We start from the raw sequence: 18,718 nt of genomic DNA, 5'->3' as shown, positions 1-18,718 counted from the left end.
GAGAATTATAAACGGGTTGTTCCGATGATTGAGACAGACAATAGCAACTCAGCAAAATTGACACAACAGGAAGTCATTCGCCTGGAACGTGATCTGGCCAAGTTTGCCAATATGATGGACTCCGTAGTCCGGATTCCTTTTACCAAGCAGGGCGTTGGTGCTGATGCTGCACTAAGTACCGTACCTGTGGCAGGAGATTTGGCCGGTTTTGCCTTGACCTGCTATGCCATTTATAAGGCCCGTCAGATCGGAGTGCCACAGTCCAAACTGAATCCGGTCATCAAACTGGCAGCCATGGACGCCGTAGTCGGTTTTATTCCCGTGGCTGGAACTATCTTCGATATTTTTATCCGTCCGAGTCGTAAGGCCCTGGATATTGTGCATGAGCATATCCGTGAGGAATATCAGATCCACACTGACCGGCATGTAGTACATCCTTTTCTGCATGAAAAACTGGAACAAAAACAGCAGCAGTCTGCATTCTGGCGCAATCCTGTGGTTGCCTGGATCTGGATTCATATCCCGGATATTCTGGGCACCATCTTCCTGATTGTGTTTGTACTGGCAATAGGCTGGGGTGGAATGGCCCTGTATCAGTGGATCACTCAAGCCGTTTAAACACAGAAGTATAGATAAAAGAAAAGCCTCCATCAGGAGGCTTTTCGGTATAGCGTTGTGCTCAGTAGATTAAGGACAATCAAGCTGATGCAAAGCGGCTACACGTTGTTCAATCGTTGGGTGAGTCTGGAACAATGCAGCCAGGCTGAAACCTTGTTCTTGACCTGCCGAAATTGCAAAGGCTTTCATTTCTTTCGGCATGGCATCTGGCATTTCAGATTCGGCCTGTAAGCGTAATAGCGCAGAAATCATGGCCTGTTTACCCGCTAAACGTGCACCAGCTTCATCAGCACGGTATTCACGATGACGCGAGAACCACATCACGATGGCAGATGCCAGGATACCGAATACGATATCAAGCACAATAGTAATCACGAAGAATGCAATTCCTGGTGCTTCACCATCTTCACGACCGAATACATTACGGTCGATGAAATCACCCGCAACACGGGCAAAGAACATCACGAAGGCGTTGACTACACCCTGAATCAGAGCAAGTGTGACCATGTCACCATTGGCAACGTGACCAATTTCATGGGCAAGTACTGCACGTAGCTCATCTTTGTTCATGCGTTCTAGCAAGCCTGTAGAGACAGACACCAGCGCATCGTTTTTGTTCCAGCCGGTCGCGAAAGCATTTGACTGGTAAGATGGGAAAATACCCACTTCTGGCATTTTAATACCAGCGCGCTGAGATAGCTGTGCTACTTCCTGCAATAACCATGCTTCTGCCTGGTTACGAGGAGCATTCGGATCAATCAGTTCAGTACCAGTAGTTTTCTTCGCCATCCATTTAGACATGAACAGTGAGATTAAAGAACCCACCATACCGAACACAAAACAGATCACTAGCAGGTTGCCTAGATTCAAGCCACCCGCGCCATGGTAACTACCGACACCGAAGAGTGACAAGATAATGCCAGCTACAACCAGTACCGCGAGGTTGGTTAGCAAAAACAAACCAATCCGCATCATTGAGAAATCCTCTTATTATAGAAAAATAATCTGATTAGCAAATTACAATCATTACCCTCAATATGAGGTGAAATGACTCAGATTTCAAGAAAAAAAATAGTAAATTACTCAGAATTTACCCTCTCACCATGATCCGCAAAAAATTAGGATGAATGATGGAGAGAAGGGGTATTTAATCGTTGATATATATTCTGGCAGATGCGGTGGCATGTGCGGTGGCATAAGAACCAGCAGGCGCATCAGTGAAGCTGCCATCTGCATTGGCAATGATCTGACGCTGATAGTTGTTGGCTTTTAGAGTAGGTGCTGCCGACGCATTATAATTGGCAGAGCTGGCCAGAATCTTGGCTGTTTCAACCGGTGCCGCAGCGGCGGTCAGATTAACGCCACTCGAATATAGATTGTGATAGCGGCTGGTCACCCGACGTACATAGTCTTGTGTCTCACGGAAAGGCGGGATGCCACCATATTTGCTGACATTGCCTTCACCGGCATTATAACCTGCCAGTGCTAAAGAGGTATTGCCATTAAAGCGTTTCATTAACCAGGCTAGATATTTGGCACCTGCCATAATGTTTTGATACGGATCATAAGCATTGGAAACATTAAAGCGGCGTGCGGTGGCTGGCATCAGCTGCATCAGACCCTGTGCACCGACTGGTGAGCGGGCATTTACATTAAAGCCGGATTCGGTATGCATGACTGCCTTGATCAGACCTTCAGAAATACCATGCTTTTGTGCAGCCTCACGAATAATCGAATCAAAGGCATTCTTGTTTTTGCTATAGCTCGGCAACACCGAAGCTTCACTTGAGCCCCAGTTGCTATAGCTATGAATGTTACTGTCCGGGTAATAGGTCTTTTTTTCTACTTTTAGATTGCTGTAGCGACTTTTATTATTCGTCAGCAGGGTGACACCATTGCTATCTTTCATTTGATAGATCGTCTGACCTGCATGCGAAAAAGCAGCAGTTCCCATCAAAATATAAAGACAACTTAGTACCGAAGTCCCCTTAAACCACAAATTTTTCTTCATTATAAGTATATGTATTGAACATTTGTCCCCAAAACTTACTACAGAGTTTAACAAAATTTACTCGAATGAAAAGTGATGAGCGACACATTTATAAACAAGTTTGTAAATGCAAGTCCCTAATGTTGAAGAACTAACCAAAAAAAATATTTATTTTTTTTTAATATGACGTTCTTGACACGCTCAAGGCATTGATTTTAAATGAAAAATAAATTGGTTAAAAAATGATCAATTTAAATAGAACCCTTATTTTTGGGGACGATAAAGCTGTCAAGTCATTTTAAATCCACAAAGTTATCCACAGGTTTTGTGGACAACTGTGGAAAAGTCCAAAACATAAGCATCCTGGATAAAAAATGAACTGTTTCGTTCAATTTATCAATCTAAATAAAACATGAAGTTTGGAGTATTACTTCAATAACAGGAAAATAAATTCTTTTGATGCGAGAAGCACCCGAATCGGATAAAATTGCGCGGTATTTTTATTTATGGGTTATTCTCGTCTATGTACTCGCCAGTTGAATCCGAGCAAGGATTTAATTTCAAACCGGAATTGCCAACAAGCTCTGCCTATTACCGTTTGTTGAAAAAGCTTCGCCGTCAGGTCGGACATGCTATTCGTGACTTTAAAATGATCGAAGATGGCGACAAGGTCATGGTGTGTATTTCTGGTGGTAAAGACAGTTATACCTTGTTAGATATCATGTTGCAGTTCAAGCGTATCGCACCGATCAATTTTGATGTAGTTGCGGTAAACCTGGACCAGAAACAGCCAGGCTTCCCTGAAGATGTACTGCCACGTTATCTTGAAGAAAATAACATTCCGTATTACATCCTGGAAAAAGATACTTACAGCATTACCAAGAAGCTGACGCCTGAAGGCAAAACTTACTGTGCCGTATGTTCTCGTCTGCGCCGTGGCTCACTTTATGGTTTTGCACAAGAAATCGGTGCGACCAAGGTTGCATTGGGTCACCACCGTGATGACATCCTGGCAACGTTCTTCCTAAACCTGTTCCATGGCGGCAGCTTAAAAGCGATGCCACCAAAACTGTTGTCTTCAGACAAGAAGAACATCCTGATCCGTCCACTGGCTTATGTGGAAGAGAAGGACATCATCAAATATGCCGAGATGCGTCAGTTCCCGATTATTCCATGTAACCTGTGTGGTTCTCAGGAAAACCTGCAACGTGCCATTATTAATGACATGCTGCGTGACTGGGACAAAGCTCATCCGAAACGTCTGCACAGCATTTTCGGTGCGCTGCAAAATGTTTCTCCGTCACAGCTGGCTGACCGTGAACTGTTTGACTTCGAAGCACTCGACAGCCAACGTGAATTCGACTTTAAGGGTTCATGCTCAACTGAAGAAGCAGTAGAAGGCGAAAGCAAGCGCATTAATATGGTCAATCTCGGTTTTGCCGCAGATTAAGACTATTCTGACGGGCATTCACTCCAAGTTGAGTGCTCGTCAAGCCTTATGCATCAAGGCTTTGTATATAAAAACAGAAAGATAATGACAAAAATTGAACGCTGCGTACAAAATTCGTTAGCCATTCTGCAAATGATCATGTTATAACAATCTGCAAGCGCAATAGCGTAAACAATGATGTTGTCTGGATAGACGACACACACGAACTAATAAATTGAGGAAAGATCATGCCTGCTTTTTTAACTGATGATTGGTTTTCAACTGTAGAAACTTTGACTGCTCAAGCAGGTGACTTAAACCTGGCGCCAGCGCTTGCGAATCTTGCAATCAATCTGGTTGTGGCGGACGCTACAGGTAATACTGAATTATCTTTAGATGGTGGAGCGATCAAGAAAGGTTTGTCTTCAAATGCGAAGACTACACTGAACATGGACGCAGAAACCCTGCGTAAAGTATTCCTTGAGTTTGACATGGCTGCTGCAATGCAGGCATTCATGACCGGTAAGATCAAGGTTCAAGGTGATATGTCTCAGTTGATGGCGTTGCAAACTGCAAAACCAAGCCAAGAGCAAAAAGATCTGTTCAAGAAAGTACTTGAGCAAACAACCTGATCAGTAGTAGCTGAATAAAAAAAGCTTACCCAAGGGTAAGCTTTTTTTATGGCTTGAACAAATTAGATATTCACAAGCTCTGAACTTTTAATCTGTTCCAGATAAGAACGCACACGGGTCACGTACTGTAATGCCTGGCGGTAACGGCCATTGCTGGCTTTGTTACGCTCTAGATAGCTATACAGGTTCACCCAGTTATCTGGATCTTTACCCTGGTTGCGGATACTGTTCTGGATTTTCTGAACAGCGCCCGGGCCCATGTTATAAGCAACCAATGCATACCAGTTACGGTCTGGCATTGGAATATGATCAAAACGTGACAGCATCTGGTCATAGTATTTAGCACCGCCTGCGATACTTTGAGCAGGATCGGTACGGTTATTCACGCCCATTGCTTTTGCGGTCGAGCTTGTCAGCATCATCAGACCACGGACACCGGTCGGGGACACGGAGTTTGGCTTGAGATAAGATTCCTGGTAGCCGATTGCGGCGAGCAGATGCCAGTCCAGGCCGTACTGCTGTGCAGATCTCTGGAAGCTGGCCTTGTAAATGGGGAGGCGCTGGCTAAGATCCTGATGAATATTATCCTTGAAATGCTCTTCGACTACATTCTGATTGTAAAAGGAAGCGAGCTGATTGATTGCGCCGCTTTGCTTGCTGTTACATACGAAATTACTTGCAGTCTGACTCAATGGATCATTGGCTGATTTGAAGACCCAGTTCAGGTTGGCATTCAGGCCTTTAGCCGACAGGGCACTGCCATCTCCACAGGTCGCAGAGAATGAGGTCAGTTTACGTGCTTCAATGCTGCTGATACTGGTCGTCGTCATTGCCATGTTGGCTTTGCCATGAGCAACCATTTGCAGTGCAGTAGCATCATCATTAACTGTTTTGAAGTCCAGTTTTACATTCATGTTTTTGGCATAGTTACGAACCAGGTCATAACCAAAACCATGCAGGTGACCACCATCTTCGAACACTGTGGTCGGGCTCTTCACAGCAACAACAGTAAGCTTATTGCTGTTGACGACATTATCAAACTGATGTGCCGATGTTTTACTTGCATTGATGGCGTGGAATGGAACAAACGCAGTGCTCAATACAAGAATTTTTACAGGGAGAGAGGAAAATAAAGATCTTAGGCAAAGCCTCGACCCAGAAGATGAACTACTGTGCATGTTGTCTCCGCTACAAGTAATTTATGCCCTCGAAAGTTTTAGGCAAAAGAAACCACAGAACTTTCTTAAAGTTGATAAATTCAATTAGGGTTGGGCAGTCATGACGTCATTCAAAATGACTTGGGATTAAACAATAGTGTGTAGAAAAACTACACAGAATAAAAAATGAACAAAGTTAATCAGATGTGCGCATGTTAATGAGCAAAAAATAGATTGTCAAATTTTGTACGCAAAAATGTTTAAAAATGTAATTTAAGTGTTTAAAATTATTAAGAAAATTTTTTAGTATTATTTTTATTTAAGAAAATAGCCAATAAAATAGAGCAGTTAGCAAGGAAAATGTTGTCATGAGTGGTGGAAGAAAGCGATGAAATCCAATTTAATTACCCGTGGTGGGCATGACAAATTAGTGGCAGAACTTAAATATTTGTGGCATGAAGAACGACCGGAAATCACCAAAAAAGTGAACTGGGCAGCCAGCCTCGGTGACCGTTCGGAGAATGCTGATTACCAGTACAACAAGCAGCTGTTACGCAAGATTGACCGTCGTGTCCGTTATCTGGGCAAACGTCTGGAAGAGCTACGCATCATTGACTTTTCACCTGAGCAGGAAGGCAAGGTTTACTTTGGCGCTTGGGTCGAAATTGAAAATGAAGCCGGAGAGAAGAAGACTTTACGCATTGTGGGAGTTGATGAAATTTATGACCATCACCCGCAGCATATTTCGATTGATTCGCCGATGGCACGTGCGCTGCTTGGTAAACAGGTTGATGATGAAGCAGAAGTGATGACCCCCTCGGGTAAGAAAGCCTGGTTCATCAATAGCATTCGTTATGAAAAGCCTGAAAATTCAGCAAATTGATGTAATTGATTTTATTTTGTGCATTTGAAAGCGAAATTTTAGAAAAATATTTGCCAAGCTGGATTTTTATTTATATTATGGCGCCCATGGAAGCGTGGCAGAGCGGTTTAATGCACCGGTCTTGAAAACCGACGAGGGCTTATACCCCTCCGTGAGTTCGAATCTCACCGCTTCCGCCAGATTTTAAAAACCCCAATCGAAAGATTGGGGTTTTTTTATACCTATAATTTTTCAAGATAGTGATTCAATTTTAACCAGCATCATGAATTTATTGGGTTTAATTTTTATTTTGAATCTGTGTCTAAGGACTTTGTCTCAGAAATAAATCCGGCTGAAATTTAGCTGATCGAACGGATTTTTTAATAAGTTTTGCGAAAATTTATTGCCAAGGAACAGAAATATTTATATGATGGCGCCCATGGAAGCGTGGCAGAGCGGTTTAATGCACCGGTCTTGAAAACCGACGAGGGCTTATACCCCTCCGTGAGTTCGAATCTCACCGCTTCCGCCAGATTTGCAAAACCCCGATCGAAAGATTGGGGTTTTTTTTATGGAGCTTTAAGCTGAGTCTGAATGGGTTCTTGCAGAAGCTCCTTTTTCTCAGCAAATTCTGTCTTAGTTCCGTAGTTTTGAAGAAATTGCTGTGCTTAATGTGCAAGGTATAATGATCACATCGTGTCCACAGCTTTCTAAGCACTGTTTTTTTCCTTAAACCGAAGCCAGTCTTCGGTTTTTTTAATGACTTAAGAAAATACAAGTCGGTATAACTGAATGGTCATCAGCAGCATCACGCGTTAAGATAACGGCATTATGTTGTTGGAAGGCATTATGAAAATTGTCGCAGATGAAAATCTGGCATTTACCGATTATTTCTTCGCAGAATTTGCCGAGATTCAGCATCGTGCAGGCCGTACGCTCACTGCAGCGGATGTACAGGATGCAGATGCCTTATTGGTTCGTTCAGTAACTAAAGTGAATTCCACGCTTCTCAAAGACAGTCAGGTCAAATTTGTCGGCAGTGCTACCATTGGTACGGATCATCTGGATATTGCTGCACTCGAGCAGCAGGGGATTACCTGGAGTAATGCCGCAGGCTGTAATGCCCAAGCTGTAGCTGAGTATGTGATTACTGCTTTATTAAAACTGCGTCCAGCATTATTGGAAGTGGGTCAAGACTTTACCTTAGGTATTATTGGGCTCGGCAACGTGGGTACGCGACTGGCTTATATGGCAGGATTGCTAGGCTGGCGTGTAATCGGTTGTGATCCTTTTGTACAACCAGAAAATATTGAACAGGTGGATCTGCAAAGCTTATTGGTGCAAGCCGATGCGATCAGTATTCATGTGCCATTAGATAAATATGGTGAACATCCAACGTATCACATGATCAATGCTGATGCTTTTGCACAGATGAAGCCAGAAACCATCCTGATCAATTCAGCGCGTGGACCAGTAGTGGAAGAAGCAGCATTAATTGCTGACATCAAGGCAACTCAGCGTCAGGTGGTACTGGATGTATTTGAACATGAACCGGTGATTTCAGCCGAAGTGCTGGATCTGGTCAGCTTGGTAACGCCACATATTGCCGGTTATAGCTTAGAAGGTAAGGCGCGTGGTACACAAATGATCTATGAGGCTTTCTGCCGTTATTTTGGCTTTGAGATCAATAAACAGTTTGAAAGCCAGTTGCCGGAAGGCGCACAATATTTTGCAGGGCTGGATTTAAAAACAGCTCTGAAACAGAACCTTGCTGAAATCTATGATATTCAGCGTGATGATGCCAATCTGCGTGCCTGCTTAAAAGATGGCAAAGTCGATCAGCAAGCTTTTGACCATTTACGTAAGACCTATCCATTACGTCGTGAATGGGCGGCACATGGAGGGCCGAAAGCATGACAATTGCATATCAACCGACCTGTGATTTAAATGCAATGCGCGCACGCGCTCATTTATATGCACAGCTGCGCCAGTTCTTTGCTGAACGTGATGTTCTTGAAGTTGAAACCCCAATTTTGTCTCAAGCTGGTGTAACTGATGTGCATCTTGCTTCTGTACAGGCACAGCGTCATGTACAGGGGAAGCTGAGTACCCATTATCTGCAAACTTCGCCTGAATTTGCGATGAAACGCCTGCTGGCGAGTGGTAGTGGTCCGATTTATCAGATTTGTAAGGTATTTCGTGATGACGAACATGGGCGCAAGCACAACAGCGAATTCACCATGCTGGAATGGTATCGTCCGGGCTTTAGCCTGAAAGACCTAATGTTCGAAGTTTCAGATCTGTTGAATGTGGTGCTAAAAGCCCGTTTTGGTGAAATTCGCCCAACAGTACTGAGCTATAAGCATGCCTTTATGGATCGACTGGATTTAAATCCCTTACAGGCGACTTTGCAGGAGTTGAAAGACTGCTGCCGTCGGGTTGGCTTAAATCTGGATCTGGGGCAGGATCGTCTGGGGTATATTGACCTGTTGTTCTCACATATGGTGGAACCAAGTCTGGGTTTTGATACAGCGGTATTTCTGACCGATTTCCCGCCTGAATTGGCATCATTGGCAAAAACCAAAGTTGATGAAGATGGGGAACTGGTCGCGGCACGTTTCGAACTTTATATCGAAGGCCTGGAACTGGCGAATGCCTATGACGAGCTGGTGGATGCCGAAGTGTTACGCTCGCGCTTTGCAGCGGATAATGCAGAACGTGCCTCACTCGGTTTGCATATCATGCCGATTGATGAATATCTGTTAGCCGCTTTACCGAATATACCAGAATGTTCCGGGATTGCACTCGGAGTGGACCGTCTGTTGATGATTGCCACCAATCAGATGAAGCTGGAAAAGGTAATTACCTTCCCGGCAGATATTTCCTGATCCTTCTTTCATCTAATCAGCCTGCTACCTGAGTAGGCTGATTAAGCCAGATATTTTCGAAAACCGATACTATAAGCATCGAAACCCAAATTTTGATAAAAAGCATGTGCAGTTAAACGTTCCTCACGATTGCTGCTATTTACTTTTATCAGTTTTAAATCTCGCTGTTTATCTAAATCTGAAATCGCTGCAATTAACCTTTTACCTACATCTTGCTCGCGATGAGGCTGATCAATTACCAAAACCTGAATCCGCAAATATCCAGCATCAAATTCCCAGCTGTATTCATGAATCAAACCTGCATAGCCAATCCACCTTGTTCATATTCTATGACCAGCGTCAGATAATTTGAATCTGATGAATGCATTGCCAGTGCTGCTGAATATTTTCTAATGTTGTGGGATAGCCAAGGTGTAGTGAGTGCATGGATTGCATGCAAGTTCTGTTCAAGTTGCAAAGGACGAATCAGAAAATTCCTAGGTTTTTATGAAGATAAAAGCTAGAAGAGGGTTAGCCCGATTTTAGGTGGAAGATGCGATAGAGAAATTCTAATAATTTTGAATATGGATAGAGGTGAGCAGAATAAAAGTATTTTAGATATCCATATGTATAAAGAAGAAAGCTCCCGAAGGAGCTTTCTTAAATTAAGGCGGTATAGCGTTCTTTTAGCTCGGCTAAGGCATGGATACGACGTTCAATCAGCATCTCGCCAATATCAGGGCCTTGAATATCTGCTGGTAAATCCTGAGCTTTGATACCACGAACCACTTGTATCGCTTCCCGTACATATTCCGCTTGTGGATAGGCACGGTCTTCCAGACCTAAACGGCCACGGGAATCACATTCACAGGCTTGTACAAACGCTTCTACACGCTCCGGGCGACGTAATACATCCAGACGCTGCAATAGACGCCATAAAGTACCTGGTTTCAGATTGAGTGCCTGATGGCATTTTAAATGTTCTTTGCAGACCGCAATTGCCAGCTGTTTGGTATAAGTCGGCACTTTGAAACGCTCGCATAGCTCAGTCACCGGCTGTACACCACGTTCCTCATGCATGATATGACGTGGCAATTCCTCGGCCGGCGTTAAGGCTTTACCTAAGTCATGAACGAGAACAGCAAAACGTACATCCAAATCATAGTTCTGGCGGCAGGCCTGTTGTAGCGACATCATGGTATGAATACCGCAGTCAATTTCTGGATGATATTCCGGACGTTGCGGGACGCCGAACAGGGCATCAATTTCTGGAAACAGTACTTTTAATGCACCACAGCTGCGTAATACTTCAAAATAAATATCCGCATGTGATTCCATCAGGGCACGAGATGTTTCTTTCCAGACCCGTTCAGGTGTTAGGGCATTTAACTCGTCAGATTCGGTCAGTTGACGCATTAAATCGAGTGTTTCTTCGGCAACACGAAAGCCCATTGCATGATAACGCGCAGCAAAGCGTGCTACACGTAATACGCGGAGTGGATCTTCAATAAAGGCATCAGAAACATGACGTAAAACGCGGTCGGCAAGATCCTGCTGACCATTATAGGGATCATGCACATGACCAGCTTCATCCATGGCCATGGCATTGATCGTCAGATCACGACGGATCAGGTCCTGTTCAAGTGTCACGCTGGTATCGGTATGGAATTCAAAACCATGATAACCCGTGCCGGATTTCCGTTCAGTACGTGCTAATGCATATTCTTCTTTTGTTTCAGGATGCAAAAATACAGGGAAATCCTTCCCAACCGGCTGATAGCCCAGGTTGAGCATTTGATTGGGACTCGCGCCCACAACCACATAATCTTTTTCGTGATAGGGGTGTCCGAGCAAATGATCCCGAACTGCGCCGCCTACTAAATAAACTTGCATGAAAAAACCTCTATTCTTAGAAGCATCATGCTACAGAATAGAGGTTTTCTCAAGTCAAGAAACTCGGCGTTCGCCGCGTTTGCTTACAGGGCGTCTTGTTCCGCTTGTTGGATTTCTGCAACAGTCAAAGCAGTCATATTCACGACACGACGTGTGGTCGCTGTTGGTGTTAAAATATGAACTGGTTTCGCTGAACCAAGCAGAATCGGGCCAATGGTCACATTGTTACCAGAGGTTGCTTTTAACAGGTTAAACGAAATGTTCGCTGCATCCAGATTTGGCATGATCAACAGGTTCGCTGCACCTTTGAAGCGTGAGTTCGGGTAAGCAAACTGGCGGATATTTTCATCCAGTGCCGCATCACCATGCATTTCACCTTCAACTTCCAGTTCAGGCGCAATCTCAGACAGAATATCGTAGACCTTACGCATTTTCTGTGCGCTTGCATCGTTCTGGTCAGAACCGAAGCTAGAGTGTGACAGCAGGGCAATACGTGGTGTCATACCGAAACGACGCACTTCTTCAGCAGCTAGAATGGTCATCTCAGCGAGCTGTTCAGCGCTTGGATTACGGTTGATATAGGTATCTGCGATGAACAGGTTACGGTCTTCCAGCATCAAGGCATTCAGGGTGAAGAAAGTGTTATGACCGTCTTTCTTACCAATGATGTTGCTGACGAAGTCGAGGTGAATGTCGTAGCTTGAGTAGGTACCACACAACATACCATCTGCAAGGCCGTGTTTAACCAGCATAGCTGCGATGAGTGTTGAGCGACGACGTGCTTCACGCTGTGCGTATTCTGGTGTCACACCTTTACGCTGCATGATGCTGTAGTAGTCATCGGCAAATTTTTCGTAATCAGGGTTCTTTTCTTGATCAACGATGGTGATATTCACACCGTTTTCTAAGCGTAAGCCCAATTTCTTAATGTTTGCTTCAATGACTGCTGTACGACCCACAAGGATTGGCTTCGCCATGCCTTCATCCACTGCAATTTGTACAGCACGAAGTACACGAAGATCTTCACCTTCCGCATATGCAATACGCTTAGGATCTGATTTTGCTTGAGCGAAAATCGGTTTCATCATAAATGCTGAGTTATAAACAAACTCAGACAAACGTTGATGATACACAGAGAAGTCTTGAATTGGACGTGTTGCCACGCCAGAATCCATCGCTGCTTTAGCAACTGCTGGCGCAATTTCTAAAATCAAACGTTGATCAAGTGGACGAGGGATTAAGTAATCACGACCAAATGATGCTGATTTTTCACCATAAGATGCCGCATCTGCTTCGACATGTGCCATACGCGCAATCGCGTGTACACACGCAATCTTCATTTCTTCGTTAATGGTGGTTGCACCAACGTCGAGTGCACCACGGAAGATGTACGGGAAGCAAAGTGCGTTGTTCACCTGATTAGGATAGTCAGAGCGACCTGTGGCCATAATCACATCTGGACGTGCTTCATGGGCATGTTCAGGTAGAATCTCAGGATCTGGGTTTGCTAAAGCGAAGATAATTGGATCTTTCGCCATTTTCTTGACCATGTCTTGAGTCAAAATGCCTGCAGCAGACAAACCCAAGAACATATCCGCGCCTTCCATCACATCTTCAAGCTGTGTGCCTTCGATGTCTTGTACATACGCTTTTTTCGATTCATCTAAGCCTTCACGTTTTGTGGTCAATAAACCACGTGAGTCAGCAACGATGATATTTTCTTTCTTCGCACCGAGTGCACAAAGCAGATTCAGGCATGACAATGCAGCAGCGCCTGCACCAGATGCTACGATCTTGATATCTTCAATTTTTTTACCATTGATGATTAAAGCATTGAGTAATGCTGAACCTACAATGATTGATGTACCGTGTTGGTCATCGTGGAACACCGGAATATTCATGCGTTCACGAAGTTTCTGTTCAATATAGAAACATTCGGGAGCTTTAATATCTTCGAGGTTAATACCACCAAAAGTCGGTTCTAATGCTGCAACGATGTCGACAATTTTGTCTGGATCATTTTCAGAAATTTCGATATCGAATACGTCAACGCCTGCGAATTTTTTAAACAGAACGCCTTTACCTTCCATAACCGGTTTAGATGCTAAAGGACCAATGTTACCAAGGCCTAACACTGCAGTACCGTTACTCACAACCGCAACAAGGTTACCACGTGCTGTATACAGCGCTGCTTTAGATGGGTCTTTTTCAATTTCCAGACACGGCGCTGCAACACCTGGAGAGTAAGCCAGTGCTAAATCATGTTGGTTAACGAGTTGCTTGCTTGGGGTGACGCTGATTTTGCCGGGGGTAGGAAATTCGTGGTAGTACAGTGCCTGTTGTTTTAAAGATTGTTCGTCCATTAGTCTCTCGATGTATCAATGATTACCCAATTGCAGGTAACATAACCGCGGAATACATGAGAATATATCACTAGTTGTGCGCTTAGCCCAGCCAAACGCCCCCGTTTTTTGAAGAAATAATTGATCTTTGGTCTAGACTTATACCTGATAGGTATAAGTCTCAGGTGTCATATTTTGTTCAAGAAATTCGGTTGCTTGCTGTTCAGGAAGTGGTTTGGAAAACAGATAGCCCTGTGCAATATCACACTCTAGTTGACGCAGGAAATTTAGCTGCTGCTCTGTCTCAATCCCCTCAGCCACAACTTTCATTCCCATGGCTTTGCCCATCGCGACCATCGCACTGACAATTGCATCCTGTTTGGCTTCACCAATTTTAGATACAAAGCTGCGGTCAATCTTCATGATATCGATTGGGAATTCAGCCAGATAAGAGAGGGAAGAATAGCCTGTACCAAAGTCATCCAGAGAAATGTTGATGTCACGTTCCTTGATCTGATTCAGCACATTCTTCACAGTTTCAGAATTTTCTACCAATGAAGATTCGGTAATTTCCAGTTCCAGATTTGAACCTGAAATACAGTTCAGTTTGATTGCTTCATCCAGATCATCCAGTAACTGGCCACGGCGGAGTTGCTGCGCCACAATATTCACAGAAACACAGATATTATGGAAGCCTTGGTCATTCCATTTACGGATCTGTTTTGCCGTCTGTTGAATCACCAGTTGGCCAATTTCTGAAATCATACTGGTCTGTTCTGCCAATGGAATGAACATGCCTGGTGGAATAGTGCCTTTTTCCGGATGTTTCCAACGGATTAATGCTTCAAAACCATAGATATGCTGGTCATTCAAATTGATCTTTGGCTGATAATAGACCACCAGCTCACCATTCTGGATGGCTTTACGCAGATCGCGTTCAATGAAAATCCCTTGTTCCAGCAGGGCAGTATTCTCATTAGAGTAGAAGCGGATGGTATTACCACCTAGGTTTTTAGCTTCACTGAGTGCTTGTTCAGCACAGTTGTTCAGGTAGTCCAGTTGGCGACCATGGTCAGGGTAGAAAGCAATACCCATCGAGAGTGTAATAACATAGTCCTGACCAAAGATATTAAACGGTACGCTAAAAGCCTTGCTGATGCGGTCACAGTGTTCTTGTACAGACGGACGAATATGTGAGATTTCATATAGGATTGCGAAATCATCACCATTCAAATGTGCAACAAATAGTGCTTCGGCATTGGTTAAGCGTAAACGTTGTGCCACTTGGCGAAGCAGTTCATCACCACCATTGTTGGTTAAGTATTCATTCAATGGACGGAAACGGTCAATGTTGAGACGAATCACCGCCATCTGCTTGATGGAGTCTTTCTGTGTCATCAGATACTTGTGTAACTGATAGTTGTAATAGAAACGATTTGGCAAATCGGTCAGGGTGTCATAATTTTCCAGATAAGACAGACGTTGTTCCTGAAGCTTACGTTCAGTCAGGTCTGACACAATCCCGATATAGTGGGTAATACGGCCTTCATCATCCATAATGGCATTGATGTGTAGCCATAGCGGCAACTCTTTACCAGACAGGAATTTCTCATGAAGTTCACCATCAAAGGAGCCAATCTTCATCACCTGCTTGATGATATTGGTATGGATACTACGCTGCTGAGATTTAGAGTTTACGGTAATATCAAACAGGTGCTTGCCAAGAATTTGCTGACGTTCAAAACCGGAAAGCTGCTCGAAGAAAGGATTGACTTCGATATAGTGCAACTCTTCATTGAGAATAAAGATACCCTCAGCAGCTTGCTCTAGTACGCTGGCTGCAAGTTTTAGGCCTTCCTGCGAATTACGTTCCTGTTGAATATCCCGGCGAATACCGACCATGCGTAGTGGTTTATTGGTTTTTGGATCACGGCTGATAACACGACCAATATCCTGAACCCAGCTCCATACCCCTTGGGTATTCTGGATACGATAGGTGGCTTCATAGCGTCCTACCTGACCGCGCAAGTGCTGTTTCAGCATATCTTTAAAATGTTTCAGGTCATCCGGATGGATCAGGTGATGCAGTTGTGCCTGATGACGACCAGAACTACGCTGGATTTTTTCTTGTGTGTGCGTAGTTAGCGTAATGGTCCGGTCTTTAATATTCCAGTCCCAAGGACGGATTCCAGCAATTTCATGTGCCAGTTCCAGATTTTGATGCTGATCCTGTAAAGCAAGATTGATCTGCTCAATATCATAAGTACGTTCCCGTACTTTCTGTTCCAGCAGCTGATTGTTAAGCTGTAACTGAAGTTCAATATCTTTCGATTTGTTCACTTCAGTTTGTAACTGTTTGCACAGTTCATCGGTCCAGGCAACTTGTTGTTCAGCATTTGCCACCAGCAGATTATTCTCTGCATATAGGCGCGAAGTACGTTGATGAATACGGTAAGTACTATTGGCACACAGCAAAATTACAATGACAGAAAAGTTCAGCGCCAGACTGAAAAACGGATTGAGTGAAGAATCTGTAGCTTGCAGGAATAAGAAAGGGACCAATGACGGCAAGAATATCAGACAGAAATAACTCAGTTTTTGCGTGAGATAAGTGAGGCCAAAAGCCTGAGTCACCATAATCAGCAAGCCCGTCAGGGTTAGCGCTTCAATCAGTTCAAAAGATGGATTCACACGTGGCAAATGAACATACAGGGTGAAAATCCCGGCTGAAATACAGGTACCTACTAGTAGGCACTGGATCTGTAGCCAGCGGTGTGCAGTTTCTAGCTTGAACTCGTTCGGTTTAAAGTAGAGGGTACTGATTAGCCAGCACATGCAGACTACCATCTCGGTAAGAATGAACCAGAGATTCAGGTAGCCGTCCGACGGATGATAATATAATTGGTAAATACAGAAGATATAAAGACATACCAGCAGGATACTAATTAAAAAATATCGACTGTGACGAATCGTATTCACGATTTGTGCACTGTTTAGATGCTGCTGAATATAATCATCCTGATTATGAATCATTATTCAAATGCCTTTAATCTAGATAAGGGTGATACTGCATTGTTTTTATTAAGTCCCTTTAAAACGTAACTTTTATCATTTGATAGGTCATTCATTTTTATCTTATTAAGACTAAAGTGCCTGTATATAAAAATCAATCAAAAGCACCACAAATTTTTACAAATGCGATGAAGTAAAATTGATTATCGAGAGAGATTAAAATTTGTAATTTAAAATAGATAAGGCTACGACAGGCGCAGTTTCGGTACGCAGCACACGTTCACCAATACACCAGTTCACAAATCCCTGAGTGTTGGCAGCAGAGATTTCAGCTTCACTGAGTCCACCCTCTGGACCAATAAGGAGTGCCAAGTCGAGCGTTGCATTTTGAAGAACATCGGCTTCATCTTTATTCGGTGCCAATACCAGTTTGGTTTGAGGAAGTGTACTTTGCAGCCAGTTTTCTAGTGACATCGGAGGGAGAATTTTTGGAACAATATTCAGACCACATTGTTCACAGGCTGCAATCGCCACACCTTGCCAGTGATCCAGCTTTTTTTGGTCACGGTCGTATTTAAGGCGCATTTCACAGCGTTCAGATGTCAGTAACTGAATTTCTGAAACACCGAGTTCAACCGCTTTTTGAATGGCATAATCCATGCGGTCACCTTTACTCATCACTTGACCGAGTAAAGCTTTGAATTTTGGAGTGCGATTGCTTAGGTTAAAGCTATTTATACGTACAGTAGCTGATTTTTTAGCGACGTCTACAAGCTCAACAAAATATTCGCCACCTTGACCATTAAAGAGGGTTGCAGTTTCGCCCACTTGAGCACGTAATACCTTCACCCAATGATGAAAAACGGTTTCAGTTAACTCAACCGTAGAATCAACATTTAAGTCTGCTTCAATAAAAAAACGTGGCATTTAAGGATTACTCTCAAGTGGAACAAAACAAGACTGCATTGTTATTTTCATCCTCTTTGTGTTTATCTCAGAGGGAAAAAAGTAGAGACAATACCGTCTAAAAACTTATGCGAGACCTAAGTCTTTTACAAGTTGACGTGTAGGATCAGTGGTATTCATAGTATAGAAGTGCAGGCTTGGTGCACCACCAGCAATCACGCGTTCGCATAGTTTTACAATCACTTCATGACCAAATGCTTTGATAGATGCAGTATCGTCACCATAAGCTGCTAATTGCTTGCGGATCCAACGTGGAATCTCTGCACCTGTACCATCAGCAAAACGAACCAAATTGCTGGCATTGGTAATTGGCATGATGCCCGGAGCCACAGGAATATTCACACCTTCTTTTTGAATGCGTTCTACAAAGTAGAAGTAAGCATCCGGATTAAAGAAGAACTGTGTTAATGCTGCATTGGCACCGGCATTGGCTTTTTCACAGAAACGTTTGATGTCACCATCGAAACTGTCTGCTTGTGGGTGCATTTCAGGATATGCCGCCACTTCAATATGGAAGTGATCACCTGAATGTTCACGGATAAAGCGAACCAAATCTTGTGCGTATGGTAGTTCACCTAAACCAACTTGGCCTGAAGGTAAGTCACCACGCAGCGCAACGATACGATTAATACCCTGAGATTTATATAAATCCAGTAATTCGGCAATACGTTCTTTGCTATCACCGATACAAGAAAGGTGGGGGGCAACAGGTGTACCTTTACCGTTGAAATCAGCCAATGTAGACAAAGTGCGTTCACGGGTAGAACCGCCTGCACCATAGGTCACAGAGAAAAATTCTGGGTTTAACAGTTGTAGTTCTTGATGAACCACTTTGAGTTTTTCCGCACCTGCATCAGTCTTGGTCGGGAAGAACTCAAAAGAAATCGGAATCTGTTTAGACATGATTAAATCCTATTTTTATAAATACTTTTTATGTTTGCCCTCATCCC

At 43.6% G+C, this 18,718-nt stretch carries 15 protein-coding genes and 2 tRNA genes; 8 read left to right on the top strand and 9 right to left on the bottom strand.

The window, feature by feature from the left end:
- Positions 1–24 precede the first annotated feature (24 nt).
- Positions 25–618: a DUF4112 domain-containing protein gene (locus tag IHE35_RS10305; RefSeq protein ID WP_242787292.1), complete on the top strand. Its 594-nt coding sequence runs from the start codon at positions 25–27 to the stop codon at positions 616–618.
- Between the two features lie 69 nt (positions 619–687).
- Here IHE35_RS10305 and htpX read toward each other — a convergent pair whose 3' ends face one another.
- Positions 688–1,593 (bottom strand): protease HtpX, encoded by a 906-nt coding sequence (gene htpX / locus IHE35_RS10300; RefSeq protein ID WP_004814968.1) that lies wholly within the window; start codon positions 1,591–1,593, stop codon positions 688–690.
- A 172-nt stretch (positions 1,594–1,765) separates the two neighbouring features.
- The gene (locus IHE35_RS10295; RefSeq protein ID WP_242789996.1) at positions 1,766–2,572 is read right to left on the bottom strand and encodes a lytic transglycosylase domain-containing protein; all 807 of its coding nucleotides are present in this window, start codon (positions 2,570–2,572) and stop codon (positions 1,766–1,768) included.
- A 559-nt stretch (positions 2,573–3,131) separates the two neighbouring features.
- Between IHE35_RS10295 and ttcA the strand changes: the two genes are divergently transcribed.
- Both ttcA and IHE35_RS10285 read left to right on the top strand, forming a co-directional pair.
- Entirely contained in the window at positions 3,132–4,058 is a 927-nt protein-coding gene (gene ttcA, locus IHE35_RS10290) for a tRNA 2-thiocytidine(32) synthetase TtcA (protein WP_242787291.1), read from the top strand.
- A gap of 227 nt (positions 4,059–4,285) precedes the next feature.
- Positions 4,286–4,669 (top strand): SCP2 sterol-binding domain-containing protein, encoded by a 384-nt coding sequence (locus IHE35_RS10285; RefSeq protein ID WP_004814972.1) that lies wholly within the window; start codon positions 4,286–4,288, stop codon positions 4,667–4,669.
- Between the two features lie 62 nt (positions 4,670–4,731).
- Here the strand turns inward: IHE35_RS10285 and IHE35_RS10280 are convergent, their stop codons facing one another.
- Positions 4,732–5,847, bottom strand: a complete 1,116-nt coding sequence (locus tag IHE35_RS10280) for a transglycosylase SLT domain-containing protein (RefSeq protein ID WP_242787290.1) — start codon at positions 5,845–5,847, stop codon at positions 4,732–4,734.
- Between the two features lie 367 nt (positions 5,848–6,214).
- On the opposite strand from IHE35_RS10280, the gene greB reads away from it, so the two are divergent.
- The 5 genes from greB (at position 6,215) to epmA (ending at position 9,576) form a co-directional block, all read left to right on the top strand.
- A complete protein-coding gene (gene greB, locus IHE35_RS10275; RefSeq protein ID WP_242787289.1) occupies positions 6,215–6,709 on the top strand; it encodes a transcription elongation factor GreB in 495 nt (164 codons plus the stop codon).
- 88 nt (positions 6,710–6,797) lie between these two features.
- Positions 6,798–6,888 (top strand) — tRNA-Ser (locus tag IHE35_RS10270).
- Between the two features lie 241 nt (positions 6,889–7,129).
- Positions 7,130–7,220: transfer RNA gene (locus IHE35_RS10265), tRNA-Ser, on the top strand.
- A gap of 317 nt (positions 7,221–7,537) precedes the next feature.
- Entirely contained in the window at positions 7,538–8,605 is a 1,068-nt protein-coding gene (locus tag IHE35_RS10260; protein WP_242787288.1) for a 4-phosphoerythronate dehydrogenase, read from the top strand.
- The gene (gene epmA, locus IHE35_RS10255) at positions 8,602–9,576 is read left to right on the top strand and encodes an EF-P lysine aminoacylase EpmA (protein ID WP_242787287.1); all 975 of its coding nucleotides are present in this window, start codon (positions 8,602–8,604) and stop codon (positions 9,574–9,576) included. Before IHE35_RS10260 ends, epmA begins: the two co-directional genes overlap by 4 nt.
- A 41-nt stretch (positions 9,577–9,617) precedes the next feature.
- Here epmA and IHE35_RS10250 read toward each other — a convergent pair whose 3' ends face one another.
- The 6 genes from IHE35_RS10250 to metF all read right to left on the bottom strand — a co-directional run bounded on the left by IHE35_RS10250 (position 9,618) and on the right by metF (position 18,671).
- The gene (locus IHE35_RS10250) at positions 9,618–9,872 is read right to left on the bottom strand and encodes a GNAT family N-acetyltransferase (RefSeq protein ID WP_242787286.1); all 255 of its coding nucleotides are present in this window, start codon (positions 9,870–9,872) and stop codon (positions 9,618–9,620) included.
- A gap of 343 nt (positions 9,873–10,215) precedes the next feature.
- Positions 10,216–11,448 (bottom strand): multifunctional CCA addition/repair protein, encoded by a 1,233-nt coding sequence (locus IHE35_RS10245; RefSeq protein WP_242787285.1) that lies wholly within the window; start codon positions 11,446–11,448, stop codon positions 10,216–10,218.
- Between the two features lie 83 nt (positions 11,449–11,531).
- Positions 11,532–13,811, bottom strand: a complete 2,280-nt coding sequence (locus IHE35_RS10240) for an NADP-dependent malic enzyme (protein ID WP_242787284.1) — start codon at positions 13,809–13,811, stop codon at positions 11,532–11,534.
- A 138-nt stretch (positions 13,812–13,949) separates the two neighbouring features.
- Positions 13,950–16,823, bottom strand: coding sequence for an EAL domain-containing protein (locus IHE35_RS10235; RefSeq protein WP_242787283.1), 2,874 nt, complete (start codon positions 16,821–16,823; stop codon positions 13,950–13,952).
- A 195-nt stretch (positions 16,824–17,018) separates the two neighbouring features.
- Positions 17,019–17,729, bottom strand: coding sequence for a 16S rRNA (uracil(1498)-N(3))-methyltransferase (locus tag IHE35_RS10230; RefSeq protein WP_242787282.1), 711 nt, complete (start codon positions 17,727–17,729; stop codon positions 17,019–17,021).
- A 105-nt stretch (positions 17,730–17,834) separates the two neighbouring features.
- Positions 17,835–18,671 carry a methylenetetrahydrofolate reductase [NAD(P)H] gene (gene metF / locus IHE35_RS10225; RefSeq protein ID WP_242787281.1) on the bottom strand — a complete coding sequence of 279 codons (837 nt, stop codon included), beginning with the start codon at positions 18,669–18,671 and terminating at the stop codon, positions 17,835–17,837.
- Between the last annotated feature and the right edge of the window lie 47 nt (positions 18,672–18,718).

This window comes from Acinetobacter sp. ASP199 (genome assembly GCF_022700675.1).
Classification (GTDB): domain Bacteria; phylum Pseudomonadota; class Gammaproteobacteria; order Pseudomonadales; family Moraxellaceae; genus Acinetobacter.
This window is presented reverse-complemented; position numbering and strand designations above follow the sequence as displayed.

What these genes read in the sequence shown, in the direction of transcription:
- epmA (WP_242787287.1), top strand. Translation starts at nt 8,602, where the DNA reads ATGACAATTGCATATCAACCGACCTGTGATTTAAATGCAATGCGCGCA.
- IHE35_RS10240 (WP_242787284.1), bottom strand. Translation starts at nt 13,811, where the DNA reads ATGGACGAACAATCTTTAAAACAACAGGCACTGTACTACCACGAATTT.
- IHE35_RS10285 (WP_004814972.1), top strand. Translation starts at nt 4,286, where the DNA reads ATGCCTGCTTTTTTAACTGATGATTGGTTTTCAACTGTAGAAACTTTG.
- IHE35_RS10235 (WP_242787283.1), bottom strand. Translation starts at nt 16,823, where the DNA reads ATGATTCATAATCAGGATGATTATATTCAGCAGCATCTAAACAGTGCA.
- IHE35_RS10260 (WP_242787288.1), top strand. Translation starts at nt 7,538, where the DNA reads ATGAAAATTGTCGCAGATGAAAATCTGGCATTTACCGATTATTTCTTC.
- ttcA (WP_242787291.1), top strand. Translation starts at nt 3,132, where the DNA reads ATGTACTCGCCAGTTGAATCCGAGCAAGGATTTAATTTCAAACCGGAA.
- htpX (WP_004814968.1), bottom strand. Translation starts at nt 1,593, where the DNA reads ATGATGCGGATTGGTTTGTTTTTGCTAACCAACCTCGCGGTACTGGTT.
- IHE35_RS10305 (WP_242787292.1), top strand. Translation starts at nt 25, where the DNA reads ATGATTGAGACAGACAATAGCAACTCAGCAAAATTGACACAACAGGAA.
- IHE35_RS10295 (WP_242789996.1), bottom strand. Translation starts at nt 2,572, where the DNA reads ATGGGAACTGCTGCTTTTTCGCATGCAGGTCAGACGATCTATCAAATG.
- greB (WP_242787289.1), top strand. Translation starts at nt 6,215, where the DNA reads ATGAAATCCAATTTAATTACCCGTGGTGGGCATGACAAATTAGTGGCA.
- IHE35_RS10280 (WP_242787290.1), bottom strand. Translation starts at nt 5,847, where the DNA reads ATGCACAGTAGTTCATCTTCTGGGTCGAGGCTTTGCCTAAGATCTTTA.
- metF (WP_242787281.1), bottom strand. Translation starts at nt 18,671, where the DNA reads ATGTCTAAACAGATTCCGATTTCTTTTGAGTTCTTCCCGACCAAGACT.
- IHE35_RS10245 (WP_242787285.1), bottom strand. Translation starts at nt 11,448, where the DNA reads ATGCAAGTTTATTTAGTAGGCGGCGCAGTTCGGGATCATTTGCTCGGA.
- IHE35_RS10230 (WP_242787282.1), bottom strand. Translation starts at nt 17,729, where the DNA reads ATGCCACGTTTTTTTATTGAAGCAGACTTAAATGTTGATTCTACGGTT.